Origin of the sequence: Paraburkholderia rhynchosiae (genome assembly GCF_002879865.1) — a bacterium.
GTDB classification, from domain to species: Bacteria; Pseudomonadota; Gammaproteobacteria; order Burkholderiales; family Burkholderiaceae; genus Paraburkholderia; species Paraburkholderia rhynchosiae.
In genome coordinates this window covers 131,551-156,744 of sequence record NZ_PNXY01000005.1, presented here as the reverse complement: position 1 = coordinate 156,744, position 25,194 = coordinate 131,551, and the positions used below count along the sequence as shown (strand labels likewise).

Below are 25,194 nucleotides of genomic sequence, written 5' to 3'. Positions count from 1 at the left end.
TAGTTTCTCGCGCCCTGCCACGTTTCCCTTCGGCTTTTCGTCTTCATCATGATCAAGCAAGCGCTCATCTCCGTTTCCGACAAGTCCGGCATCGTCGACTTCGCCAAGTCGCTGTCGGACCTCGGCGTCAAGATCCTGTCGACCGGCGGCACCGCGAAACTGCTCGCGGACGCCGGCCTCTCCGTCACTGAAGTCGCCGATTACACGGGCTTCCCGGAAATGCTGGACGGGCGCGTGAAAACGCTGCATCCGAAGGTGCACGGCGGCATTCTCGCGCGCCGCGACCTGCCGGAACACATGGCGGCGCTCGAGAAGCACGATATTCCGACCATCGACCTGCTGGTCGTGAACCTGTACCCGTTCGTGCAGACCGTGTCGAAAGAAGAGTGCTCGCTGGAAGACGCGATCGAGAACATCGACATCGGCGGTCCAACCATGCTGCGCTCCGCTGCGAAGAACCATCGCGACGTGACGGTGGTGGTCGATCCGGTTGACTACGCGGTCGTGCTCGATGAAATGCGCGCGAACAGCAACGCAGTGTCGTACAAGACGAATTTCCGTCTCGCGACGAAGGTGTTTGCACACACTGCGCAGTACGACGGCGCGATCACGAATTATCTGACGAGCCTCACCGACGAACTGCAACACTCGTCGCGCAACGCTTATCCGGCAACGCTCAATCTGGCCTTCAACAAGGTGCAGGACTTGCGCTACGGCGAGAACCCGCATCAGAGCGCGGCGTTCTATCGCAACCTGTCGGTGCCGGCCGGCGCGCTCGCGAACTACAACCAGTTGCAGGGCAAGGAACTCTCGTACAACAACATTGCGGATTCCGACGCGGCGTGGGAATGCGTGAAGACCTTCGATGTACCGGCCTGCGTGATCGTCAAGCACGCGAATCCGTGCGGCGTGGCGGTGGGCGTCGACGCAAACGAAGCGTATTCGAAGGCGTTCCAGACCGATCCGACGTCGGCGTTCGGCGGCATCATCGCGTTCAATCGCGAAGTGGATGAAGCGGCAGCGCAAGCGGTGGCCAAGCAGTTCGTCGAAGTGCTGATCGCGCCGTCGTTGAGCGCGGAAGCACGCCAGGTTTTCGCGGCCAAGCAGAACGTGCGTCTGCTCGAAATCGCCTTGGGCGAAGGCCATAACGCGTTCGATCTGAAACGCGTGGGCGGTGGGCTGCTGGTGCAATCGCTCGATTCAAAGAACGTGCAGCCGCGTGAGTTGCGTGTGGTCACGAAGCGTCATCCGACGCCGAAGGAAATGGACGACCTGCTGTTCGCATGGCGCGTGGCGAAGTACGTGAAGTCGAACGCAATCGTGTTCTGCGGCAACGGCATGACGCTCGGCGTCGGCGCGGGTCAGATGAGCCGTGTGGACTCGGCGCGCATCGCCAGCATCAAGGCGCAGAACGCCGGTTTGACGCTGACCGGTTCGGCGGTCGCTTCGGACGCATTCTTCCCGTTCCGCGACGGCCTCGACGTGGTCGTGGCAGCGGGCGCGACCTGCGTGATTCAACCGGGCGGCTCAATGCGCGACGACGAAGTGGTCAGTGCCGCGGACGAACACAACATCGCGATGGTGTTGACCGGCGTGCGTCACTTCCGGCATTGATTCCGGCTTGACGAGCGGCGTGTTGTTGCACCGTCCGGAGTAAGAGACGATCGAACGGCCCGGTGGAATTTTCCGCCGGGCCGTTTTGTCTTTGGATGCCCGCGACGCCGCGCGTCAGTGGTCAGTCCGGGGGATCCTTGCGCTCGTAGCCGTCTCTCACTTCCGGGTGCTGGCTGATGTAGGTGCCAAGGCCCTCGCCTTGCTTCGCGAGTCGCTTGAGCGCAGCGACATGTTTCACGCCGACGCTCTTCTTCGAATACCAGTAAGTCGTGCCCGAGTTGAACCGAGCGGCGACGAAGTTATCGCTGATTTCGTAAGCCACGACGCCGGATTTCCCGCTTCTGTTTCCATAGCGCTGCATGTGCGGTCACCTCCCTCCGTCAGATGCAGCAGTTTTTATTCCGCCTGCGTCGCCGCACGCAGACCGCCATGCGGCGTGTGTGTTGTAGTATCGCAGGCACCTGGTTTTAACCGCATGTGCGGCACTTCATGAGAATTCTCGGCATCGACCCCGGCTTGCGCGTGACCGGCTTCGGCGTGATCGACCAAAGCGGACACACACTCAGCTACGTCGCGAGCGGCGTCATCAAGACCGCGGACGCCGATCTGCCGTCACGGCTCGGCACCATTTTCGAAGGCATCTCGACGCTGATTCGCCAGCACTCGCCGGATCAATCCGCGATCGAAAAGGTGTTCGTCAACGTCAACCCGCAATCCACGTTGCTGCTCGGCCAGGCGCGCGGCGCGGCCATCTGCGGCCTGGTGGCGGGCGGCGTGCCGGTCGCCGAATACACGGCCTTGCAGTTGAAGCAGGCCGTCGTCGGCTACGGCCGCGCCACCAAGGAGCAGATGCAGCAGATGGTCGTGCGCCTGCTCAACCTTTCCGGCGTGCCAGGCACCGACGCCGCCGACGCGCTCGGCATGGCGATCTGTCATGCGCACGGCGGCACGACATTGAGCACGCTGGGCGGCATTGCGCCAGCGCTTGCAAAGAAAGGACTGCGTGTGAGGCGCGGACGTCTGGTCGGATAAGCTCTCGCCGTGTCGTCCGCCATACAGCGGCTTTTTTAGCTTGATGCCAAGCCAGGCCGTAAGCGGCACGCACGCCCTGCGCTACACTCGCCCTTTCTCTCAAGATTGAATTCGCCATGATCGGTCGCATTGCCGGCGTCCTGCTGGAAAAAAATCCGCCGCACCTTCTTATCGACTGCAACGGCGTCGGTTATGAAGTCGATGTGCCGATGAGCACCTTCTATAACCTGCCGTCGACTGGTGAACGCGTGGTGCTGCTCACGCAGATGATCGTGCGGGAAGATGCGCATCTGCTGTACGGCTTCGGCACCGCCGACGAACGCTCGACCTTTCGCGAGTTGCTGAAGATCTCCGGCATCGGCGCCCGCATGGCATTGGCCGTGCTGTCCGGCATGAGCGTGCACGAGCTTTCGCAGACGGTCACGCTGCAGGACGCGGCGCGCCTCACGCGCGTGCCGGGAATAGGCAAGAAGACGGCGGAGCGGCTGCTGCTCGAACTGAAGGGCAAGCTCGGCGCGGACCTCGGCGCGATGGCCGGCGCGGCGTCGGCATCCGCTCACGCGTCCGACATTCTTAACGCGCTGCTCGCATTGGGTTACTCGGAAAAAGAAGCGTTGGCCGCGATCAAGAACGTGCCGGCCGGCAGCGGCGTTTCCGAGGGCATCAAACTCGCGTTGAAGGCGCTGTCCAAGGCTTGAGTGGAATCCCGGCGGAACGTCGGCGCCGCCTCGGTGGCACCGCGCCGTGCTCCGCGAGCGACGCCCGGCACACGAGGAATCGCCTATGAAGGCCGAGCGCCCTAGCCGTTCGGCCGACTTTCCCGGCTGCCCTCGCGCGGTACAATGCCCACATGATCGAAACCGACAAATTCGCCGACAAACTCGCCGCCGAGCGCATCATCGCGGCCACGCCCGTCTCGCCGAACGAAGAAGCGTTCGAGCGCGCGTTGCGCCCGCGCCAGCTCGAAGAATATGTCGGGCAGGAAAAGGTGCGCGGCCAGCTCGAAATCTTTATCGAGGCCGCCAAGCGCCGCTCGGAATCGCTCGACCACGTATTGCTGTTCGGGCCACCGGGCTTGGGTAAAACCACGCTCGCGCACATCATCGCGCGGGAGATGGGTGTGAATCTGCGGCAAACGTCGGGACCAGTGCTGGAGCGCGCCGGCGACCTCGCCGCGTTGCTCACCAATCTCGAAGCCAACGACGTATTGTTCATCGACGAAATTCACCGACTCTCGCCAGTCGTCGAAGAAATTCTGTACCCCGCGTTGGAGGATTATCAGATCGACATCATGATCGGCGAAGGGCCGGCCGCGCGCAGCGTCAAGCTGGACTTGCAGCCGTTCACGCTGGTCGGTGCGACGACCCGCGCGGGCATGCTGACCAATCCGCTGCGCGATCGCTTCGGCATCGTTTCACGGTTAGAGTTTTATAACGCGGAGGAACTCGCGCGCATCGTTACGCGCTCGGCTTCGCTGCTCCATGCGCAGATTCATCCTGATGGCGCGTTTGAAATTGCCAAGCGCGCGCGCGGCACGCCGCGTATCGCCAACCGGCTGCTGCGGCGCGTGCGCGATTTTGCCGAGGTCAAAGCCGACGGCAATATCACGGCGCAAGTCGCCGACGCGGCGCTGAAAATGCTCGACGTCGATGCGGTTGGCTTCGACCTGATGGACCGCAAGCTGCTCGAAGCAATCTTGCACAAGTTCGACGGTGGACCGGTCGGCGTCGACAATCTGGCCGCGGCCATCGGCGAAGAACGCGACACGATCGAAGACGTGCTCGAACCGTATCTGATCCAGCAAGGCTTCCTGCAGCGCACGCCGCGCGGGCGCGTCGCCACGCTGCTGACTTACCGGCACTTCGGGCTCGCGGCCCCCGACGCATCGAGCACGCTGCCTGGTTTATGGGACTCGGCTGCGACCTGAGCGGCACTCGAAGCGCAAGTATAGATTCGCCGGGCGGGTGGCGCGGCCCCGGGTTGCGTGTCGTCGCAACAGTAATCAGATGGGCGCCGGGTGAACGGCGCGTCTAAAGGCGCGCGTCGGGGGTTGCTGGGACGCGTGAGCCGGATTTCGCTCAGCGGCACCGCGTCACGGGCGTGCCCTGACTTCGAGTGACGCGGCTTGAGTGACTAACGCCCCGGTTCCGGAACTTTCTTGAAGCTATCGTCGGCGCTGGGCGCGTCGAGATGCGATACGTCGCCCCACGACACAACCGTTGCACGGCCGTTGTCGAAGTCCACTACGTTCACGCTCGTATTCAGCAGCGCGTAGTCGCGCGGGGCATCGAGCGGCAAACCGCACGCAAAGCGGCGCACGCAATCGAGCACGCCGCCATGCGCGACACAGGCGATCCGCCCGCCCGGATGCGCGGCCACGAGCGGCTCTATAGCGTGCAGCACGCGATGATAGAAAACACGCTGCGACTCACCTTCTGGCGGCGAGAAGCCGGGGTCGCGGGTTTGCCAGTGTGCGTATTCGTCCGGGAAACGCGCGGCGATTTCATCGCTGTCGTGGCCCTGGAACGCGCCATAGGAACGCTCACGCAAACCTTCGCGCAGATGCACCGGCAAGCCGAGCGCGTCGGCAATGGGTTGCGCGGTTTGCCGCGCACGCTCCAGGTCGCTCGAATAAATCGCGTCGAGCCGCGCGCCATGCTTCAGGTCATCGACGATGCGGCGTGCGAGGCTTTGCGCCTGGGCGAGGCCCGCCGTGGCGAGCGGAATGTCGATGTGCCCTTGAATGCGCTTGATGCGATTCCAGTCGGTCTCGCCGTGCCGGATAAACAGAATCTGCTTGGTCATGGGATCGAGGTGGCGCTGTTCGCCGGTTGTGCGGAGCCGCTATTGTCGCAAGAACTGCGCGAAACTCAGGCGTTGGTCTGCAGCCAGAACGTGACCGGCCCGTCGTTGACGAGTGACACCTGCATGTCGGCGCCGAATTCGCCGGTCTCGACGATGGGATGTTTCGCACGCGCCGCCGAAACAAAGTATTCGAATAGGCGCTTGCCTTCATCGGGCGGCGCTGCTGGGGTGAAGCTCGGACGTAAGCCGCTGTTGGTGTCCGCGGCCAACGTGAACTGCGAAACCAGCAGCAAACCGCCCGCGCGCCCCGCGCCGTCCAGATTCTGCACGGAGAGGTTCATCTTGCCCGCCGCGTCGCTGAACACACGGTAGCCGAGCACCTTGGCGAGCAGCCGGTCGGCCGCGGCTTCGGTGTCGCCGCGTTCGGCGCACACTAGCGCAAGTAGCCCGGTGTCGATAGCGCCTGTCATGCGGTCGGCCACGCGCACCTCGGCGCGCCGCACGCGTTGAATCAACGCAATCATAGGCTTCGCTCGGGCTGCGAGGTTCGATTCGTCAGGCGCACATCAATCCCGCGATCAGACAGTCAGGCAGTCAGGCAGTCAGAGTGACGCGCGCAAAACGGCGCTTGCCGACCTGCACCACGTACTCGCCGGACTCGACCTTCAGGCCCTTGTCGGACACCGTCGCGCCGTCGATCTTCACGCCGCCCTGCTCGATATTGCGCAACGCTTCACTCGTCGACGGCACGAGGTTGGCCTGCTTGAGCAATTGGCCGATCGCGAGCGGTGCGCCGGCAAGCGTGAGCGCCGGGATGTCGTCGGGCACGCCGCCCTTCGCTCGATGATTGAAATCTTCGAGCGCGCGCTCGGCGTCGGCCTGCGAATGGAAGCGCGCGACGATTTCCTGGCCAAGCATGACCTTGAAATCGCGCGGATTGCGGCCGGCTTCAATCTCTTTTTTGAAGGCTGCGATTTCGTCCATGGGGCGGAACGACAGCAGTTCGAAGTACCGCCACATCAGCACGTCGGAAATGCTCATCAGCTTGCCGAACATGTCTGTCGGCTTTTCGCTGATGCCGATGTAGTTGTTCTTCGACTTCGACATTTTCTCGACGCCGTCGAGACCTTCGAGCAGCGGCATCGTCAAGATGCACTGTTGCTCCTGACCGTACTGCTTCTGCAGTTCGCGGCCCACCAGCAGATTGAACTTCTGGTCCGTGCCGCCGAGTTCGAGGTCGGCATTCAGCGCCACCGAGTCGTAACCCTGCATCAGCGGGTACAGGAATTCGTGGATCGAGATCGGCACGCCGCTCTGGAAACGCTTGGTGAAATCCTCGCGCTCGAGAATCCGTGCCACCGTGTAGCGCGACGCGAGCTTGATCATGCCGTCGGCGCCGAGCGGCATCGACCATTCGCTGTTGTAGCGGATCTCGGTCTTGTCGCGGTCGAGCACGAGCGCGGCCTGCTCGAAATACGTCTTTGCGTTCGATTCGATCTGCTCGCGCGTGAGCGGCGGGCGCGTGGCATTGCGGCCCGACGGATCGCCGATCAGCGACGTGAAATCGCCGATCAGAAAAATCACCGTGTGACCTAGGTCCTGCAACTGGCGCATCTTGTTCAGCACGACTGTGTGGCCGATGTGGATGTCGGGTGCAGTCGGATCGAGCCCGAGCTTGATACGCAACGGCGTGCCGGTCGCCGCGCTCTTCGCGAGTTTTTGCGCGAACTCTTCTTCGATCAGCAATTCGTCGACGCCGCGCTTGGTGACGGCCAGAGCGTGACGGACTTCGTCGGTGATCGGGAAGGCGGAGGCGGGGTTAGGCTTGGTGGACTCGGTGCTCATGCTGGAAACGTGAAGTCGCGAAAAAAGTAGATTGTCCCATAGATGCGCGCCGCCGCACCCACCGACAGGGCCGGGAGCGCGCCGCCCGCGCAAGATTTCTACGCGACGGGCCGTGCCGCCGTCCGTGCCGCGCTTCATATTCGAGCGCGCTTGCACCGATAATCTGCTACAACCTTCGCAAACAAGCGGCAATGAACCAGCAACGAACCATCATTAGGAGCAGCAACGTGGCGCAAGACCTCGCAGACGGCGTCTACTTTGGATTGATGTCCGGCACGAGCATGGACGGTGTGGACGGCGTGGCCGTCCGGTTCGCCGAGGGAAAACCGCCCGTGGTGCTGGCCGAGGCGTTTGTCGGTTTCGCCGCGGGCTTGCGCGACGCGCTGTTCGCGCTGCAACAGCCGGGCGAAAACGAGATCGAGCGTGAAGCGCTGGCCGCGAACGCGCTCGCCACGCGCTACACCGTGTGCTGCCACGAGTTGCTGCGCAGCTGCCACGTGTCTGCCGCGGAAGTGCGCGCGATCGGCGTGCATGGGCAGACGGTGCGGCATCGGCCGGAGAAAGGTTATACGCGGCAGATCAACAACCCGGCGCTGCTCGCCGAGATGATGCATATCGACGTGGTCGCCGACTTCCGCAGCCGCGATGTCGCGGCCGGCGGCCAGGGCGCGCCGCTCGTGCCGGCGTTTCACGCGACGGTGTTCGGCGCGAAAGATGAAACGCGTGTGGTGTGCAATCTCGGCGGCATCAGCAACATCACGATCCTGAATGCGACCGGCAGTGTGCGCGGTTTCGATTGCGGGCCGGCGAACGCGCTCCTCGACGAGTGGGCGCAGCGCCATCTCGGCAAACCGTTCGATGAAAACGGGCATTTCGCGGCAGGTGGCCAGGTGGATCGGTCGCTGCTGAACGCGTTGCTCGACGAGCCGTTTTTCGCGCAACAGCCGCCCAAAAGCACGGGCCGCGACCTGTTCAACGCCGAATGGCTCGACGGTAAGCTGCGGCCGTTCGCCGGACTCGCGCCGGTCGACGTGCAGGCGACTCTCGTTGCGCTGACCGCCGTGACGGTCGCACGCGAGATCGAGCGGCATGCGTCGGACGCGCGAGCGGTGTATGTGTGCGGCGGCGGCGCGCGCAATCCGGAGATTTTGAAGGCGTTGCAGCAAGCGCTGGAAGACAGCGGCGTCAGCGGCGTACCCGTGATGACGACAGACGCGCTCGGCGTACCACCCAGCCAGGTTGAGCCGCTCGCGTTCGCGTGGCTCGCGATGCGCTGCGTCGCACGTCTGCCGGGCAGTCTGCCGGCCGTTACCGGCGCCAGCGCAGAGCGTGTGCTGGGGGCGATTTACCCGCGTTGACGCAAGCTGTCATTGTGGCGAGCCTGGGCCGTGCTTCATCGGCGCGCCCAGGCAATAAAAACGGGGCCGCAGCCCCGTTCCTTTGCACAGCCTCGTCTTCGGCTATTAAACCGAAAACGACGAACCGCAGCCACAAGTCGTGCTCGCGTTCGGATTCTTGATCACAAACTGCGCGCCGTTGATGTCGTCCTTGTAGTCGATCTCTGCGCCGACCAGATACTGGTAGCTCATAGAGTCGATCAGCAACTGCACGCCGCTCTTGTTCATGACGGTGTCGTCTTCGTTGACGGCTTCGTCGAACGTAAAGCCGTATTGGAAGCCCGAGCAGCCGCCGCCCTGCACGAAAACGCGCAGTTTCAGGTCCGCATTGCCTTCTTCTTCGATCAGTTGCTTGACCTTGTCAGCCGCTGCGTCGGTGAAAACGAAGGGGGCGGGCATCTCGGTCACGGGTGTATCGGTGACTGCGTTCATTCGAACTCTCCAGAAAGCTTCTAACCGCTATTGTAGGGCTGATCTCAATATCGTGCTGAAGCCCACAAAATCAATGGGTTCTTAGCGGAATCTCAATGACGGCGCGACTCGCGGCGCAATCTGCCTGGACTTGCCTAAAGCGGCGCGGCGGCGACGAATCCGTTACCGCAACGCCATGCCGCGCCGCAAACCATAAAAAAAGCCGCCTTCGCGACAGCGTTGGCGGCTTTTGCTGCGTTCCAGCCAAGAAGCCGGTTCGCACCCGAAGCGATTAACGCTTCGAGAATTGCTTCCTGCGACGTGCCTTGTGGAAGCCGACCTTCTTACGTTCGACTTCACGAGCGTCACGCGTGACGAAGCCGGCCTTCGACAGTTCCGGCTTCAGCGTTGCGTCATAGTCCATCAGCGCGCGGGTGATGCCGTGGCGAACCGCACCGGCTTGACCCGTTTCACCGCCACCCGTCACGTTGACCTTGATGTCGAACGTGACGCCGTGGTTCGTGAGTTCCAGCGGCTGACGCACGATCATCAGCGACGTTTCGCGCGAGAAGTAATCGGCGATGGGCTTGCCGTTGACAACGATATCGCCCTTGCCTGCCTTGATGAACACACGTGCGACGGCGCTCTTGCGGCGGCCCGTGCCGTAATTCCAGTTACCGATCATGTGGGCTCCCCTTAGATCTCGAGCGCTTTCGGCTGTTGCGCCGAATGCGGATGCGTTGCTTCAGCGTAGACCTTCAGCTTCTTGATCATCGCGTAGCCGAGCGGGCCCTTCGGCAGCATGCCCTTGACCGCTTTCTCGAGCGCACGGCCCGGGAAGCGTTCCTGCATCTTGCCGAACGTCGTTTCATAGATACCGCCCGGGTAGCCCGAGTGGCGATAGTACTTCTTGTCAGTAGCCTTGTTGCCCGTGACTCTCAGCTTGCCGGCGTTGATAACGATGATGAAATCACCGGTGTCGACGTGGGGAGTGAATTCAGGCTTGTGCTTGCCGCGAAGACGGTGTGCCACTTCGCTGGCGACACGCCCGAGAACCTTATCCGTCGCGTCAATCACGTACCATTCGCGCGTCACCTCATGGGCTTTTGCGGAAAACGTCTTCATGATCGATCCAAAAAAATTGCTGCGCCCAATGTGTTTTTTCCTGCTTGTAGTGTGCGCATCGAGGCGCGTGCAGGCTCTCCCTGTTCTTCCTCCGCGGGCGCGAATGCGGAAAAGCCCTGAATTATAAAGGAATTTGCGACGTCAAGTCAAAACGTGCGGGATTCGACGTGAAAGGCGCAGGAGACAGCCCGCGAATCAGGCGTACGTTCGGGCGAAAAAAAACCCGAACAAGTGGCTCGGGTTTAATCCACCAAAGGAGGAGGTGGAGGAGACAGCGGAGGTTGCGAACTGCCGCAACCGATGGGGCAATTATATGAAGCATCCTTGTGCAACGCAAGAACATTTGCATTGCGAAATTCGATTTCACAATGTGGGTTTCGACGATCGCCCCTGTTTTACATATCCGGCGCTTCTAAAACACCGGCTCGCGCGCTTTTGGTCGCTCGCGGTAGTACAACCGCTAGAGTAAAACCCCTAAATCGCAGAGCGCACATCGGCCTGCCGCGAGATGCCGCGCTGCAACAGGCGAGCCGCTATTGCGCATAATTTCAGGCGAAAGTCGCCTCGGGCGGACACTGAAACGCCGGGCTACAATGCCGTCTCGATACAGCGAAGCGCGGTGGGAGTACAGCATGGAATGCAAAGTGAGCTGGATGGGGCAAGACGGGATGGCGTTTGCCGCGGAGACGGGCAGCGGCCACCTCGTAACGATGGACGGCGCGCCCGAAGGCGGCGGCCGCAATCTCGCGCCGCGTCCGATGGAGATGGTTTTGCTCGGCACGGGCGGCTGCACTGCCTACGACGTCGTGATGATCCTGAAAAAGAGCCGCCAGGAAATTGCCGACTGCTCCGTGACGCTCAAGGCCGAACGCGCCAGCGAAGATCCGAAAGTGTTCACCAAGATTCACTTTCACTTCACCGTGACCGGCAAGAATCTGAATCCGGCGACTGTGGAGCGCGCGATCAATCTGTCGCACGACAAATACTGTTCGGCCTCGATCATGATCGCGAAAACGGCTGAACTGACGCACTCGTTCGACATCGTCGCGAACTAGGCGGGGTTTTGCGGCGAAGACTGAGGCTGCGGCCATAGCCGGAACGCCGAACGCGCAAATGAAAAATGCCGGCATCCCAAAAGACGCCGGCATTTTTTGTGATGAGTGGCAAAGCAGGCCGATAAGCCGGATTCTGTGCACGCGCTGCGCCCGAAAACGCGACGCGTGTGGCAGCCATTCCTCTAGGCGCGCCATTACTGACACGCTCAAGCTTCCTACCCGCAGACGAGACGGGGGCCCCGTCCTGCATCTCGAAGATGCGCGCCTGCCTACTTGGAATTGCTCCGGGTGGAGGTTACCGTGCCGGTCTGCCTTGCAGCAGCCGCGGTGCGCTCTTACCGCACCGTTTCACCCTTACCTGATCCCGACTTGCGCCGGGCCATCGGCGGTTTGCTTTCTGTTGCCCTGTTCCGCGTGTCGCCACGGATGGCCGTTAGCCATCACCCTGCCCTGTGGAGTCCGGACTTTCCTCGCCCTCTTTGGCCGAAGCCGCCGAGGCCGCGACTGCCTAGCCTGCTTTGCTGGCGCCGATTTTAACATCTGCGCGCCGGCCCGAGCGGAATACGGATTTGTCGTCGTAAAAGGCCGGCGCCTCGTTCTCGGGCCACCAGCGCGGAATTCCCAGCACCGGGAGCGGCGCGAACTGCCGGCTCGTCAGCGCGTCGGTGTTCAGCAAAGCGGTGCTGACGGCCTCGTCCAGCCACGCGTCGCGTGCAGCGGTGTCCCACTGGAAGTACGCGGACGGCACCTCGACGATCCACGCATGTCCCGTGCACGCCTTGAACGGCGCAATCAGCTTTTCCAGCAGCGCATGGCCGAAGCAGCGCACCTCGCAGCTCACGCCCCATGCGTCGCGCCGGTCGAGGAGCAGCGTCTGCCAGTCGAAGCCGCGCAGCGCGGCGCTCAAAGCCGGATCGGCGCAAGCGAACAGCAGTGCGTTTTCGTCGAAGAGAGTCAACGCGTCGCGCACGCCGCCGCGGGTCGGGCCGACGCCCAGCAGGTCGATCGCCGCCGACTGTCGCGCATTGAGCGCCGCCTTGATGCGCGGAAAGGCGAACCACATCGACGCGTTGAAGAAGTCGTGCAGATTGTGGCGCGTCGGCACGCCGCCGGTCGACGCGATATGCGCCTCGTAGGCCGCGCCTGGTGGCAGGTCGTCCTGTGCGATAAACACCAGGCGCTCGCCGCGGCCTGTGGTCTGGCGCGTCTCATCGGCGTCGGCGTTCATTTCGGCCAGCAAGGCCGCGTAGCTCGTTAGCGCGGCACGCTGCCAGCGCTGGCAGCGCTGGGCGAAGTGCGCGAACCACGGCTTCGACCAGTCGATCGCGGCGAAGCTTGACAGTGCAGGGTCTGGGCACGCGTCGGGCACCGGCGCACCTGGAGCCGCGGTTGGCGCCGCAGTTGCCGCCGAGCTTGCCGCGACGCCTGTCGCCGCACTTGCTGCACTTGCCGCACCTGCTGCACTCGCGACACTTGCTGCACTAGACGCGGGTGCCGCCGCTACCGCGCCCAGAGTCGCCCCTGCGCCCTCACCGTCGTTTGCGCTCACACCCGCGGCCGCGTCACTCTGCATCTAGCAAAGCCTCAAACCAGCCGCCAACCGATCGACTCGCCGCCACGCAGCGGCACCACCGGCGTATCGCCGACCGGCAGCTCGGCCGGCAGCGTCCATTCTTCCCGACGCAGCGTGATCTTCTCCGCGCTGCGCGCCAGACCGTAAAAATCTGCACCGAAGAAGCTCGCAAAGCCTTCGAGCATGTCCAACGCGCCGGCCTTATCGAAGGCTTCCGTATAGAGTTCCAGCGCGTGCAGCGCCGTGTAGCAGCCCGCGCAGCCGCAAGCATGTTCCTTCAAGCCCTTCGGATGCGGCGCGCTGTCGGTGCCGAGGAAGAAGCGCGGATTGCCCGACGTGGCCGCCTCGACCAGCGCTACGCGATGCGTCTCCCGTTTAAGCACCGGCAGGCAGTAGTAATGCGGGCGGATGCCACCCTGGAAAATCGCATTGCGGTTGTACAGCAGATGGTGCGCGGTGATCGTCGCACCCAGCAGGCTCGGCGCCACGCCGGCTTCACGGATGTAGTCGACCGCGTCTTTGGTGGTGATGTGCTCGAACACCACTTTCAGCGCCGGAAACTCGCGGCGCAACGGCGTCATCACCCGATCGATAAACACCTTTTCGCGGTCGAACAGGTCGATCGACGAGTCCGTCACTTCGCCATGCACGAGCAGCGGCATGCCCGTTTCCTGCATCACTTCGAGCGTTTTCGCGCACTTCATGATGTCGGTCACGCCCGCGTCCGAGTTGGTCGTCGCCCCGGCCGGGTAGAGCTTCACGCCGTGCACGAAGCCGCTTTCGCGCGCGCGACGGATTTCGTCGGGCGGCGTGTTGTCGGTCAGATACAGCGTCATCAGCGGCTCGAACTTCGCATCCGGCGGGATGGCGGCCACGATCCGCTCGCGGTACGCCTGCGCCATCGCCGTGGTCGTGACCGGCGGCTTCAGGTTCGGCATGATGATCGCGCGTCCGAACTGGCGCGCGGTGTCCGGCAACACGGCGGCGAGCATGGCGCCGTCGCGGACGTGCAAATGCCAGTCATCCGGGCGGGCGAGCGTGATCGAGTCGCGGGGATCAGGAGAAGCGTTGGAATCGTTCATGGCGAAAGGAGAGCGAAAGCAGAACGGGAAGCAGCGACGAATATGAACAAATGCGCGAGCAATGCGCCAAGGATGAGGTCAAACCGCCGTGTTGCGGCCTGAACACACGTCAATTTTGCTATTTGGCGTTTCTGGCTCGGTGATATGCTTGGAAAATCATCATTGTAACGGCTCGCCCCGTTCACAGGCTTACCCGCAACATGTGCCAACTTCTCGGAATGAACTGCGCCGCGCCGACGGACGTCACGTTCTCGTTCACCGGTTTTGCGGCGCGCGGCGGCGTCACCGATCACCATGCCGACGGCTGGGGCATCGCCTTCTTCGAAGACAAAGCGTGCCGCCTGTTCATCGACCATCAGTCGTCGGCCACCTCGCCGATCGCCGAGATGGTCAAGCGCTATCCGATCAAGTCGAAGAACACCATCGCGCATATTCGTAAGGCGACGCAAGGGCACATCCTGCTGGAAAACTGCCATCCGTTCATGCGCGAACTGTGGGGGCGCCACTGGATCTTCGCGCACAACGGCGATCTCAAGGCTTATTCGCCGGTGCTCACGGGCGTGTATCAGGCAGTCGGCACGACCGACAGCGAGCTCGCTTTTTGCGCGTTGCTCGAAGGTCTGCGCAAGGCATTTCCCGGCGCGCAGCAACCGCCGCTCAATGAACTCTTCACGGCGCTCGAAACACTCACGCGCGAGATCACGCAGTTCGGCGTGTTCAATTTCCTGATGTCGAACGGCCAGGCGCTGTTCGCGCATTGCTCGACGCACCTGCATTACATCGTGCGGCGCTGGCCCTTCTCCACCGCGCATCTCGTCGATGCGGACGTCTCCATTGACTTCGCCAAGTACACGACGCCGGAAGACCGTGTCGCGGTGATCGCGACGCAGCCTCTGACCGACAACGAAGTGTGGACCGCCTTCCAACCCGGCGACCTGATGATGTTTCAGCACGGCGACGTGATCGGCCGCGTCAATGTGCCTGTGCCAGCTTCGGTGCTGGAGAAGCTGCGCAATCCGGCTCTGGATGCGTCCGCTTCCGCTAGTACGATAGCGGCCTCGGTGTCGGCCACGCCGGCCATGGCCGAGGCCGAAGTCGATCTTGAAGCGGCGGACGACGCCGCGGCGTTCGAGTCCTGAGCACAGGCCGGGTAACAGCGTTTCAGCAATAAAAAAGCCGCTCTTTTGGGCGGCTTTTCTCTGGAGCACTGGCGGGTAGATCAGACGCGAAACGCCGCCGCAATCGCAATCTCAGTGCAGAATCTTCGCAAGAAAATCCTTCGCGCGATCCGACTTCGGATTGTCGAAGAAATCGTCCTTGCGGTCGTCTTCCACGATCAAGCCCTTGTCCATGAAGATCACGCGATGCGCGACCTTCTTTGCAAAGCCCATTTCGTGCGTCACGCACATCATGGTCATGCCTTCCTGCGCGAGTTCGACCATCACGTCGAGCACTTCGTTGATCATTTCCGGATCGAGCGCCGACGTCGGTTCGTCGAACAGCATGGCGATCGGGTCCATCGACAACGCGCGGGCAATCGCCACACGCTGTTGCTGACCGCCCGACAACTGCCCCGGGAACTTATCAGCATGGGCGCGCAGACCGACGCGGTCGAGCAGCTTGGCGCCCTTCACCGCCGCTTCGTCCTTCGAGCGGCCGAGCACCTTGATCTGCGCGAGCGTGAGGTTTTGCACGATCGACAGATGCGGGAACAGCTCGAAGTGCTGGAACACCATGCCGACCTTCGAGCGCAGCTTCGACAGGTTGGTTTTCTTGTCGGTCAGCGATTGGCCGTTGATGATGATCTCGCCCTTCTGGAACGGCTCGAGACCGTTGACGGTTTTGATCAGCGTGGACTTGCCCGAACCCGACGGCCCGCACACCACGACCACTTCACCCTTTTTGACTTCCGTCGTGCAGTCCGTCAGCACCTGAAACTGGCCGTACCACTTCGAAACATTCTTGATAGAGATCATCTTGCGACCTTTTTCTGAAGACCTTTGACGAGGCTCGACGCGATCACACAGATCACGAAATAACACGCGCCCGCGAACAGTACCATTTCGACATTCGTGCCGTCACGGTCGCCAATATTCGTGGCGGTGCGGAAGAAATCGGCGAGGCTGATCACATAGACGAGCGACGTATCCTGAAACAGCACGATGCCCTGCGTGAGCAGCAGCGGCACCATTGCGCGGAATGCCTGCGGCAGCACCACGAGGCGCATGGACTGCGCGTAGTTCATGCCGAGCGCGAACGACGCGTTGACCTGCCCGCGCGGCACGGACTGAATACCCGCGCGGATGATCTCCGAATAGTACGCCGCCTCGAACAGCGAGAATGCGACCATCGCGGACGCGAGACGAATATCGATATCCGGCGACAGCCCGAGCACGTTCTGCAGCACCTGCGGCACGATCAGGAAGAACCACAGCAGGACCATCACCAGCGGGATCGAACGGAAAATCGTCACGTAGCCCTTCGCGAACCACTCGAAAGGCTTGAACGACGACAGCCGCAAAATCGCGAGAACCGTGCCCCACACGATGCCGATCACGATCGCGATCAGCGTGATCTTGAGCGTGACGATGGCGCCGGTCCACAACGTAGGCAGTGCGCCCGGAATACCGCTCCAGTCGAAATGGTGCATCACTTGCCTCCGATATAGCCGGGCAACCGAGTCCTGGCTTCAATCCAGCGCATCAGTTGCATCACGACCAGGTTGATCAGCACGTAGGCCAGCGTGACTGCGATAAACGACTCATACGTCTGCGACGTGTAGTCGACGAGTTGACGCGCCTGAGCGGACAAATCCAGCAGGCCGATTGTCGACGCCACCGCCGAGTTCTTGAAGATGTTCAGGAACTCAGAAGTAAGCGGCGGCACGATGATCCGATACGCGACGGGCAGCAGCACATACCGATACGTCTGCCATTGCGTGAAGCCCATTGCCAGACCCGCGGCGCGCTGGGCGCGCGGCAACGCATTGATGCCCGAGCGCACCTGCTCGCACACGCGCGCAGCGGTGAAGAGTCCGAGACAGATGATCGACGACGAGAAGAACTGCGCGCTGGGCGGCAGTTGCTTGAACCAGGTGCCCATCGAGACCGGCAGCAACTCCGGTATCACCAGATACCAGATGAAGAACTGCACGATCAGCGGAACATTGCGGAAAATCGCGACATAAACGGTGCCGATGCCCGACGCCCATTTATTCGGCACGGTGCGCAGCACGCCAAATAACGAACCGACAATCAACGCGATCACCCATGCCGACAGTGACACGGTAATCGTCACCCAGAAGCCCGACAGCAGCCAGCCCAGATAGGTGGTCGGCTCGCCGGTGGAGACCGGACTCAGCAGAATGCCCCAGTTCCAGTGATATGACATGACCAAGACTCCAGCAAAAAGAAACGGAAGAAGCGCGTTGCCCCTTCCGTTTCATTCAGCGTTTCAAAAAAACAGCTAAGGTTTAATCGATTGCCTTGTCATTCGGGCTCTTGTAGAGCGCCTTGATGTCGTCGCTTTCCGGGAAGTTCAGGTTAAGACCCTTCGGCGGAATCGGCGATTCGAACCACTTCTTGTAGATCTGATCCGCTTCGCCCGAAGTTTCGACCTTCGCGATTGCCTCGTCGACGACCTTCTTGAACTCCGGATCGTTCTTGCGCAGCATGCAGCCGTAAGCTTCATGCGACTGCGGCGTGCCGACGATCACGAAATCGTTCGGTGTGTTCGACTTCGCGCGCTCGCCGGCGAGCAATGCGTCGTCCATCATGAACGCAGCGGCGCGACCCGTGGACAGCGTCAGGAACGACTCGCCGTGATCCTTCGCGCTGATGATGTTCATGCCCATGCTCTTGTCCTGATTCATCTTGCGAAGCAGGCGCTCGGAGGTGGTGCCGGCGGTCGTCACGACCGTCTTGCCCTTCAGGTCGGCCCAGTCCTTGATGCCCGAATCCTTCTTGGTCATCAAGCGCGTACCGATCACGAAGATCGTGTTCGAGAACGCCACTTGTTGCTGGCGCTCGGCGTTATTCGTGGTTGAGCCGCATTCCATGTCGACGGTGCCGTTCTGCACCAGCGGAATACGGTTTTGTGACGTGACCGGCGTCAGTTTCACTTTCAGGTTCGGCATGTTCAGCTTCTGCTTGACTGCCTCGACCACCTTCAGCGCGAATTCCTGCGAATAACCGATGACGTTCTGCTTGTCGTCGTAGTAAGAAAACGGAATCGACGATTCGCGATGGCCCAGCGAAATGACGCCCGTGTCCTTGATTTTCTTCAGCGTACCAGCGTCTTGCGCATGCGCGCCAACCGTAAACAGTCCGAGAGTCGCGAGCAGCAGCGCAGCTTTTTTAACCTTCATGTTTGATCTCCTTGGCAAGAACGGCGCCAGTTTAGCAAAGTAATTATTCTGAAAGTATGGCTATAAACCATTGTTGTTGCGTGTACGCCGCTATTGCCTGGCGGCGGCTTCGCGTAGTCGGTCAACGTTTCCTGATATGCAAAGGCGGGCGACATCGATCCGATGCCGCCCGCCGGGTGCAACACGCGCTCTTGTGGAGCGCGTTCAAGCATGCGCATTCACGTGAAATGCGCGGCAGATCCGCAAGGTAGCAGACCCGCCGTTTCCTCGAGTTACAAGCAACAATCAGGGATACAGGCCGCGCATTTCGCGCGCTTGCAGAATCCGCTTACACGCGACGATAAATGCCGCCGTCCGCACCGACACCTTCTGCTCGCTCGACACCTGCCACACCGCGGCAAACGCTTCGCGCATCACACGCTCGAGGCGCTGATTGATTTCGTCTTCGGTCCAGAAGAAGCTCGAGAAGTCCTGCACCCACTCGAAGTAAGACACCGTAACGCCACCCGCGTTGGCCACTACATCCGGAATCACGAGGATGCCGCGATCGTGCAGGATGTCGTCAGCCGCCGTGGTGGTCGGACCGTTCGCGCCTTCCACGACGATCTTCGTCTTGATCTTGCCGGCGTTCTTCTCGGTGATCTGGTTTTCGAGCGCTGCCGGGATCAGGATGTCCGATTCCACCGTCCAGAATTCTTCGTTCGTCACCGAGTCGGCTTCAGGGAAACCACCGACGCCACCCGTCTTCGCCACGTGATCGAGCAGCGCGACCGCATCGATACCCGTCGACTTGTAGAGCGAGCCGGTGTGATCCTGCACCGCGACCACCTTCGCGCCCGCTTCCTGGAACAGACGTGCCGCGATCCCGCCGACGTTGCCGAAGCCTTGCACGGCAATGCGCGCGCCTTCGATATCGAAGCCAATGCGGCGCGCCGCTTCGCAGCCGACCACGAACACGCCGCGGCCCGTCGCTTCGCGGCGGCCGAGCGATCCGCCGAGCGTGATCGGCTTGCCGGTCACCACACCCGTCGCCGTTTGGCCCTGGTTCATGGAGTACGTGTCCATCATCCACGCCATGATCTGCTCGTTCGTGTTCACGTCCGGCGCGGGAATGTCGGTATTCGGTCCGATGATGATGCCGATTTCGCTCGTATAGCGGCGCGTCATGCGCTCCAGCTCACCGCGCGACAAGGTGCGCGGGTCGACACGGATGCCGCCCTTGGCGCCGCCGTAAGGCACGTTCACCGCAGCGTTCTTCACCGACATCCACGCGGACAGCGCCATCACTTCCGACAGCGTCACGTCCTGGTGATAGCGCACGCCGCCCTTGCCCGGACCGCGCGACACGTTGTGCTGCACACGGTAGCCCTCGAAGTGCGCGACAGTGCCGTTATCGAGTTCGATAGGCACGTCGACGATCAGAATGCGCTTCGGGCGCTTCAGGGTTTCGAGCCAGCGGGACAGCGAGCCGAGGTACGGCGCGACCCGGTCGACCTGGCGCAGGTAGTTACCCCACGGGCCGAGGTCTTCGCTATTCAGATAGGAGGGAATGGATTGCAACGATGAGGCGGATTCTGCGACTTGCTGCTGGGAAGACATGAACGCTCCGGCGTTGATCGAATAGCAGCATTGTCGAAAAACGCCGTTTTGAAATCCAATGCCGTTTCCTTATCCGATTATGTTTTTTTTGCATAACGTTTGGGAAGCTGCAATTTCGCGTCGTTGGCAGGCAGTTTTTTTCAGGCGCCGCCGCGCGCCAGTTCTTCCGACACCACGTCCCACAACTGCCTCACGAGTATCTGCCGAGCATCGTCGCTTTTTGCCGCCAGTTTATCGCGGTAGAGACGTATCTCCATGGTGAGCGTGAGCTGGCCTTCGGGCGTGCCGCGCGTCGCACGGTCGAGACGGATCAACTTGCCGTCGGCGACCGCGTCGTCCACCGCGCTGTGCGGCAGAAAGGCGATGCCGTGGCCCGCCAGCGCCATCGCCTTGAGACCCTCGGCCATATCGGTTTCATAGAGGCGGTCCAGATACAGGCGCTCGGGCGCGTTGGCGAGAATCACCTCCGTCATGCGGCCCAAATAGGCGTTCGGTGTGTACGACAGATAAGGCGTGGGCGCTTCGGCCGTGCCCGGCAACGTGTGCCGGGGCCGCCCTGCTCGCCCGGGCGCGGAGAACGGGCTGATCGGCTCGTTGCCGAGCGTCAGCATGTCATAGCGGGCGGGATCGAGCGCGACCGGATGACTCGGATGGTGATAACCCATCATCAGATCGCAACCGCCTTCCACTAGCGACAACGCCGCATCGTGCACGTTGAGCGCGCGCAATCGCGTATGGATCGGGCCCATCTGCGCCTCGATGCGTTGCAGCCAGCGCGGGAAATAGGTGAGCGACAGCGTGTGAGGCACGGCGAATTCGATGGTCGCTTGCGGCGTCGCTGTATGGCCGCGTAACAGCGCGCGGGCCTCGTGAAACTGCGAGAGCATCGCGAGCGCCTGCTCGTTGAATACCTGACCCGCCGCCGTGAGCCGCGTCGGATAAACCGAGCGGTCGATCAGTTCGGTGCCGAGCCACGCCTCGAGCGCCTGAATGCGCCGCGAAAACGCCGGCTGCGTGACATGACGCAATTCAGCCGAGCGGCTGAAACTACGCGTTTCCGCGAGCGAAACGAAGTCTTCGAGCCATTTCAGTTCCATGCGAAGCCTGCTGCCGGCGAGAAAGAAGAAGTCAGCATTCTAGTGGGTGCCGCGAGGCGCGCCTGCTTTGCTTGCGGCCGCTTTATCGCAGCTTCGCCAGAAAATGGGGTTCCGCCGATAGGTCCGCGAGCCGCGCGTCGACATCTTGCGTCGGCCGGAACGCGGGCGGTCGATCCGATTCCGCTCCACGTTCCTGCGGCCACGACTGGCACGCATCGATCAACGCTCACTCATCTCGCCGCGCAACGCGGCCCTAGCCCATGCCTCCACTCGCCTCCATCATCACGCCGACAGCCAATCGCGAACACCTGCTGCCGGCCATTGCGCGTTGCGTGCTGCGTCAGCAGGTCGACTGGCAATGGCTGATTCTCGATGCCGTCATTCATCCTTCCCGCGCTGTTTCCCTGCTACCAAGGTTCGCCGGCTTGAGCGTCGCGGCCCGGCTGGCGGTCTCAAGGCGGCCTGCGGAATCGGGGCTGCCCCGTCTGGTGGTAAAATTCGCGGTTCCCTCCGTTCCGATTCGCTTACTGAGTGCTCGCTGAGTGCCCAGTCAGCGCTCAACGCTTACACCCAGCCGCCATCATGTCCGACACCCGCCCCGACACTCTGTTCGCGCTGAATGCGCTCTCTCCGCTCGACGGCCGCTATGCGTCGAAAACCGAAGCCCTGCGTGATTGGCTCTCGGAAGCTGCGTTCATGCGCAATCGCGTGACGGTTGAAATCCATTGGCTGATCGCGCTGTCGCGCGCAGGTTTCGCCGAAGTGCCGCGCTTTTCCGAAGCCGCCGAGCAATTCCTGCTACAACTGGCCGAGCGCTTCACCGCGCACGACGCCGCGCGCATCAAGGAAATCGAGCGCGTGACGAATCACGACGTGAAAGCGGTCGAGTACTGGCTGAAGGAGTCGGTGAAGGGGCAGGAAGAACTGGAAAAAGCGAGTGAGTTCATCCACTTCGCGTGCACGTCGGAAGACATCAACAACACGTCGCATGGTCTGATGCTCGCAGGCGCCCGCGAGCACGTCATTCTGCCGGCGCTGCGCTCGGTGCATCAGAGGCTCGTCGCGCTGGCTCACGCGCACGCCGCCCAGCCGATGCTCTCGCGCACGCACGGCCAGCCGGCTAGCCCGACCACGCTCGGTAAGGAAATCGCCAACGTGGCCGCGCGCCTTGATCGCGCAATTGACCGTATCGCGAAGGTCGAACTCCTCGGCAAGATGAACGGCGCGGTCGGCAACTTCAACGCGCATTTGTCGGCGTATCCGGAATTCGACTGGGAAGCGTTCTCGCGCGAAGTGGTCGAACAGCGCCTGAAGCTTGCGTTCAATCCGTACACGATCCAGATCGAGCCGCATGACTATATGGCCGAATTGTTCGACGCCGTGGCGCGCGCCAACACGATCCTGCTGGATCTTGACCGCGACGTCTGGGGCTATATCTCGGTCGGCTACTTCAAGCAGCGCACGAAGGCTGGCGAAATCGGTTCGTCGACGATGCCCCACAAGGTCAATCCGATCGACTTCGAAAACTCGGAAGGCAACCTGGGTCTCGCGAATGCGACGCTGCGCCATCTCGCGGACAAGCTGCCCGTGTCGCGCTGGCAGCGTGACCTGACCGATTCCACGGTGCTGCGCAATATGGGCGTCGCGTTCGGTTATTCACTGCTAGCGTACGACTCGCTGATCCGCGGTCTGGACAAGCTGGAAGTGAATGCGCAGCGCCTGAACGAAGACCTCGATAACTGCTGGGAAGTGCTGGCCGAGCCGGTGCAAACCGTCATGCGTCGCTACGGCATTGAAAATCCGTACGAGCAGTTGAAGGAGCTGACGCGCGGCAAGGGCATCACGCGTGAGGCGCTGCAAACGTTCGTCGGTGGCCTGGCTATTCCGCAGGATGCGAAAGACCGCTTGCTCGCCATGACGCCGGGTTCGTACATCGGCAAGGCAGTCGAACTGGCTAAGCGCATCGGCTAACTGCTGCTGCAAGCATTACGTGCCTCGCTGGTTGTTCCTCGAGGCAAAAGAAAAGCCGCTCCATGGAGCGGCTTTTCTACATCCGAACAGCGAGCTAGCAAGTTACCGCTGCTCGACCTGCTTTAACACGTCGTCGACGATCTGTTCCGGCGACAGTTCGATGCTCACCGTAATCGCCTCCTCCGAGTCCGGTTCTTCGAGCGTATCCAGCTGGCTTTGCAGCAGCGACGGATCGAAGAAATGGCCTGTACGCGTGGTCAGTCGCTCTTCAAGCAACTGGCGCGAGCCCTTGAGATAAACGAAGCACACGTCCTTGTCGCCGTCGCGCAAGATGTCGCGATACGAGCGCTTCAGCGACGAACAGGTGAACACCGCCGTCTCGCCCGCCTTCTGCTTTTCTTCGATCGCGGCGCGGATAGTTTTCAGCCACGGCCACCGGTCTTCGTCGGTGAGCGGAATGCCGTGGTGCATCTTCTCCTTGTTGGCGGCGCTGTGAAACGCGTCGCCGTCGGTGAACGCGCAGTGCAGGCGCTCGGCCAGCATCTCGCCAATTCTCGTCTTGCCGGCGCCCGACACGCCCATTGCGATCAGAATCATCAAAAGCTCCTTACAGGACCGCCGCGAGCGCGAAGGTCAACAGCAAACCCATCAGCGAAATGATGGTCTCGAGGAGCGACCATGTCTTGAAGGTCTGCCCCACCGTCATACCGAAATACTCCTTGATCAGCCAGAAGCCGCCGTCGTTCACGTGCGAGAAGATCAGCGAGCCCGAGCCGGTTGCCAGCACCATCAACTCCGGCTTGACCTGCACGCCGCTTGCCGCTGCGATCGGCGCGACGATGCCGCAGGCGGTCGTCATCGCGACAGTCGCCGAACCCGTGGCGAGACGGATCAGCGCCGCGACCAGCCAGCCGAACAGCAACGGCGACAGATGCGCCGCGGTCGCCGCAGCAACGATTTCTTTGGAAATGCCGCTATCCATCAACACGCGCCCGAAACCGCCGCCCGCGCCGACAATCAGCGTAATGCCCGCGATCGGCGCAAGACATTCGCCGCAGAACTTCTGGATCTGATCGCGATTGAAACCGCGGCTCGCGCCGAAGGTCCAGAAGCTGACCAGCACCGCAATCAGCAGCGCGACGTCCGAGTTGCCGACGAAATGCAGTAGATCGTTTGGCAAGGTCTTCGGCGTGAAGACCAGATCGGCCCAACTGCCCACCAGCATCAGGATCACCGGCAGCAGAACCGTAAAGAGCGTGATGCCGAAACTCGGCAGTTCACGCTTCGGCGCCGCGTTTGCGCCGCCCGGCGTGCCGGACAGCGGCACCTCGTCCCTGTTGAGAAATTGCGCGGCGAGCGGGTTATCTTTCGGCAGCTTGACATAGCGGCTCATCAGCAGCGCGAACAGCGGCCCCGCGACGATGGCCGTCGGCACGCCGACGATCAGGCCGTAGGCGATCGTCTTGCCGATATCCGCGTGATACTGCTGCACGGCGAGCATCGCGGCCGGGTGCGGCGGAATCAGTCCGTGCACGACGGAGAGACCCGCGACCATCGGCAAGCCGACCAGCAGCAGCGATTTGTTGGTGCGCTTTGCAACGTTGAAGGCAATCGGAATCAGCAACACGAAGCCGACTTCGAAGAACACCGGCAAACCGACGATGATCGCGACGACCATCATCGCCCAGTGAATGTTCTTCTCGCCGAACCAGTTGATCAGCGTCGTGGCGATGCGCTCGGCGCCGCCCGATTCGGCCATCATCTTGCCGAGCATCGTGCCGAGACCCACCACCACGGCGATGTGCCCGAGCGTATTGCCATTGCCGGTTTCGAACGATTTGACGATGGTCGACATCGGCATGCCGGCCGCGAGCCCGAGCAGCAGCGACACTACGATCAGAACGATAAACGGATAGACCTTGTAGCGCGTGATCAGCAAGATCAGCAAGGCGATGGCGATCACCGCGAATACCAGCAGCGTGCTGCCGTGAACAGCTTCCATGAAGCTCCTCCTTTGCGTTATTGATTGTGGGTACGGAAGACGGCAGCCACCTCGTCTCATGGCGACCGGCCCGGCGTCTGAAATGGATACGCCACGCGGACGCTGAATTTTACTGTCTGTTGTCTCTAAAAGCCCGCGAAACCAGCGCGCATATTTGCAACGAAGCCTCGCCGCAACAGCCCGACTGGCTGTATCGACGAGGCCCTTAATTCCCTGACCT

Annotated in this window: 26 protein-coding genes and 1 other RNA gene; 9 read left to right on the top strand and 18 right to left on the bottom strand. The window is 61.8% G+C overall.

The genetic code is table 11. From position 1 onward, the window contains the following. Positions 1–48 precede the first annotated feature (48 nt). Complete coding sequence (purH, locus tag C0Z16_RS09070) at positions 49–1,614, top strand: bifunctional phosphoribosylaminoimidazolecarboxamide formyltransferase/IMP cyclohydrolase (RefSeq protein WP_102631827.1); 1,566 nt, start codon at positions 49–51, stop codon at positions 1,612–1,614. Between the two features lie 121 nt (positions 1,615–1,735). Here the strand turns inward: purH and C0Z16_RS09065 are convergent, their stop codons facing one another. Beyond that, on the bottom strand, positions 1,736–1,975 hold the full coding sequence (locus C0Z16_RS09065; RefSeq protein ID WP_102631826.1) for a hypothetical protein: 240 nt from the start codon (positions 1,973–1,975) through the stop codon (positions 1,736–1,738). Positions 1,976–2,103: 128 nt separating this feature from the next. Here C0Z16_RS09065 and ruvC point away from each other — a divergent pair, with 128 nt between their 5' ends. The 3 genes from ruvC to ruvB all read left to right on the top strand — a co-directional run bounded on the left by ruvC (position 2,104) and on the right by ruvB (position 4,573). After that, on the top strand, positions 2,104–2,646 hold the full coding sequence (ruvC, locus tag C0Z16_RS09060) for a crossover junction endodeoxyribonuclease RuvC (protein WP_042321028.1): 543 nt from the start codon (positions 2,104–2,106) through the stop codon (positions 2,644–2,646). Between the two features lie 116 nt (positions 2,647–2,762). Next, entirely contained in the window at positions 2,763–3,344 is a 582-nt protein-coding gene (gene ruvA, locus C0Z16_RS09055; protein WP_102631825.1) for a Holliday junction branch migration protein RuvA, read from the top strand. Between the two features lie 152 nt (positions 3,345–3,496). Further along, a complete protein-coding gene (gene ruvB, locus C0Z16_RS09050) occupies positions 3,497–4,573 on the top strand; it encodes a Holliday junction branch migration DNA helicase RuvB (RefSeq protein ID WP_102631824.1) in 1,077 nt (358 codons plus the stop codon). Positions 4,574–4,779: 206 nt separating this feature from the next. Here ruvB and C0Z16_RS09045 read toward each other — a convergent pair whose 3' ends face one another. The 3 genes from C0Z16_RS09045 to tyrS form a co-directional block, all read right to left on the bottom strand. Next, a complete protein-coding gene (locus tag C0Z16_RS09045) occupies positions 4,780–5,451 on the bottom strand; it encodes a histidine phosphatase family protein (RefSeq protein ID WP_102631823.1) in 672 nt (223 codons plus the stop codon). A 65-nt stretch (positions 5,452–5,516) separates the two neighbouring features. Then, positions 5,517–5,975 (bottom strand): D-aminoacyl-tRNA deacylase, encoded by a 459-nt coding sequence (dtd, locus tag C0Z16_RS09040; protein WP_102631822.1) that lies wholly within the window; start codon positions 5,973–5,975, stop codon positions 5,517–5,519. A gap of 70 nt (positions 5,976–6,045) precedes the next feature. Next, positions 6,046–7,296 (bottom strand): tyrosine--tRNA ligase, encoded by a 1,251-nt coding sequence (gene tyrS / locus C0Z16_RS09035; protein WP_102631993.1) that lies wholly within the window; start codon positions 7,294–7,296, stop codon positions 6,046–6,048. 227 nt (positions 7,297–7,523) lie between these two features. On the opposite strand from tyrS, the gene C0Z16_RS09030 reads away from it, so the two are divergent. Beyond that, positions 7,524–8,654 carry an anhydro-N-acetylmuramic acid kinase gene (locus tag C0Z16_RS09030; protein ID WP_102631821.1) on the top strand — a complete coding sequence of 377 codons (1,131 nt, stop codon included), beginning with the start codon at positions 7,524–7,526 and terminating at the stop codon, positions 8,652–8,654. Positions 8,655–8,759: 105 nt separating this feature from the next. Here the strand turns inward: C0Z16_RS09030 and erpA are convergent, their stop codons facing one another. The 3 genes from erpA to rplM form a co-directional block, all read right to left on the bottom strand. Next, on the bottom strand, positions 8,760–9,125 hold the full coding sequence (erpA, locus tag C0Z16_RS09025) for an iron-sulfur cluster insertion protein ErpA (protein WP_029968241.1): 366 nt from the start codon (positions 9,123–9,125) through the stop codon (positions 8,760–8,762). Between the two features lie 271 nt (positions 9,126–9,396). Continuing rightward, positions 9,397–9,789, bottom strand: coding sequence for a 30S ribosomal protein S9 (gene rpsI, locus C0Z16_RS09020; protein WP_011489810.1), 393 nt, complete (start codon positions 9,787–9,789; stop codon positions 9,397–9,399). An 11-nt stretch (positions 9,790–9,800) separates the two neighbouring features. Continuing rightward, entirely contained in the window at positions 9,801–10,229 is a 429-nt protein-coding gene (gene rplM, locus C0Z16_RS09015; protein ID WP_007180422.1) for a 50S ribosomal protein L13, read from the bottom strand. 632 nt (positions 10,230–10,861) lie between these two features. Here rplM and C0Z16_RS09010 point away from each other — a divergent pair. Then, entirely contained in the window at positions 10,862–11,284 is a 423-nt protein-coding gene (locus tag C0Z16_RS09010) for an OsmC family protein (protein ID WP_102631820.1), read from the top strand. Between the two features lie 106 nt (positions 11,285–11,390). Here C0Z16_RS09010 and rnpB read toward each other — a convergent pair. The 3 genes from rnpB to pyrC form a co-directional block, all read right to left on the bottom strand. Then, positions 11,391–11,804: RNase P RNA component class A (gene rnpB, locus C0Z16_RS09005), an RNA gene on the bottom strand. Continuing rightward, the gene (locus C0Z16_RS09000) at positions 11,793–12,857 is read right to left on the bottom strand and encodes a DUF3025 domain-containing protein (protein ID WP_102631819.1); all 1,065 of its coding nucleotides are present in this window, start codon (positions 12,855–12,857) and stop codon (positions 11,793–11,795) included. The genes rnpB and C0Z16_RS09000 overlap by 12 nt, the downstream gene beginning before the upstream one ends. A gap of 11 nt (positions 12,858–12,868) precedes the next feature. Beyond that, positions 12,869–13,939 carry a dihydroorotase gene (gene pyrC / locus C0Z16_RS08995; RefSeq protein WP_102631818.1) on the bottom strand — a complete coding sequence of 357 codons (1,071 nt, stop codon included), beginning with the start codon at positions 13,937–13,939 and terminating at the stop codon, positions 12,869–12,871. Between the two features lie 200 nt (positions 13,940–14,139). Here pyrC and C0Z16_RS08990 point away from each other — a divergent pair, with 200 nt between their 5' ends. Next, on the top strand, positions 14,140–15,078 hold the full coding sequence (locus tag C0Z16_RS08990; protein ID WP_102631817.1) for a class II glutamine amidotransferase: 939 nt from the start codon (positions 14,140–14,142) through the stop codon (positions 15,076–15,078). Positions 15,079–15,189: 111 nt separating this feature from the next. Here the strand turns inward: C0Z16_RS08990 and C0Z16_RS08985 are convergent, their stop codons facing one another. From C0Z16_RS08985 to C0Z16_RS08960, 6 genes are all read right to left on the bottom strand, one after another. Further along, positions 15,190–15,915, bottom strand: coding sequence for an amino acid ABC transporter ATP-binding protein (locus C0Z16_RS08985; RefSeq protein WP_102631816.1), 726 nt, complete (start codon positions 15,913–15,915; stop codon positions 15,190–15,192). Next, positions 15,912–16,589, bottom strand: coding sequence for a glutamate/aspartate ABC transporter permease GltK (gene gltK / locus C0Z16_RS08980; RefSeq protein WP_102631815.1), 678 nt, complete (start codon positions 16,587–16,589; stop codon positions 15,912–15,914). The genes C0Z16_RS08985 and gltK overlap by 4 nt, the downstream gene beginning before the upstream one ends. Next, complete coding sequence (locus C0Z16_RS08975; protein ID WP_102631814.1) at positions 16,589–17,329, bottom strand: amino acid ABC transporter permease; 741 nt, start codon at positions 17,327–17,329, stop codon at positions 16,589–16,591. The genes gltK and C0Z16_RS08975 overlap by 1 nt, the downstream gene beginning before the upstream one ends. Before the next feature lie 82 nt (positions 17,330–17,411). Next, positions 17,412–18,305 (bottom strand): glutamate/aspartate ABC transporter substrate-binding protein, encoded by an 894-nt coding sequence (locus C0Z16_RS08970; protein ID WP_102631813.1) that lies wholly within the window; start codon positions 18,303–18,305, stop codon positions 17,412–17,414. A 285-nt stretch (positions 18,306–18,590) separates the two neighbouring features. Next, a complete protein-coding gene (locus C0Z16_RS08965; RefSeq protein ID WP_102631812.1) occupies positions 18,591–19,904 on the bottom strand; it encodes a Glu/Leu/Phe/Val family dehydrogenase in 1,314 nt (437 codons plus the stop codon). A gap of 140 nt (positions 19,905–20,044) precedes the next feature. After that, positions 20,045–21,001, bottom strand: coding sequence for a LysR family transcriptional regulator (locus tag C0Z16_RS08960; protein WP_102631811.1), 957 nt, complete (start codon positions 20,999–21,001; stop codon positions 20,045–20,047). A 260-nt stretch (positions 21,002–21,261) separates the two neighbouring features. Between C0Z16_RS08960 and C0Z16_RS38690 the strand changes: the two genes are divergently transcribed. Together C0Z16_RS38690 and purB are read left to right on the top strand one after the other, a co-directional pair. Then, positions 21,262–21,543, top strand: coding sequence for a hypothetical protein (locus tag C0Z16_RS38690; protein WP_244201205.1), 282 nt, complete (start codon positions 21,262–21,264; stop codon positions 21,541–21,543). Between the two features lie 40 nt (positions 21,544–21,583). Then, positions 21,584–22,972, top strand: coding sequence for an adenylosuccinate lyase (purB, locus tag C0Z16_RS08950; RefSeq protein WP_102631810.1), 1,389 nt, complete (start codon positions 21,584–21,586; stop codon positions 22,970–22,972). 102 nt (positions 22,973–23,074) lie between these two features. On the opposite strand, the gene C0Z16_RS08945 is transcribed toward purB, so the two are convergent. Together C0Z16_RS08945 and C0Z16_RS08940 are read right to left on the bottom strand one after the other, a co-directional pair. Further along, a complete protein-coding gene (locus C0Z16_RS08945) occupies positions 23,075–23,569 on the bottom strand; it encodes a gluconokinase (RefSeq protein ID WP_102631809.1) in 495 nt (164 codons plus the stop codon). Between the two features lie 10 nt (positions 23,570–23,579). Beyond that, a complete protein-coding gene (locus tag C0Z16_RS08940; RefSeq protein ID WP_102631808.1) occupies positions 23,580–24,974 on the bottom strand; it encodes a GntP family permease in 1,395 nt (464 codons plus the stop codon). Positions 24,975–25,194 lie beyond the last annotated feature (220 nt).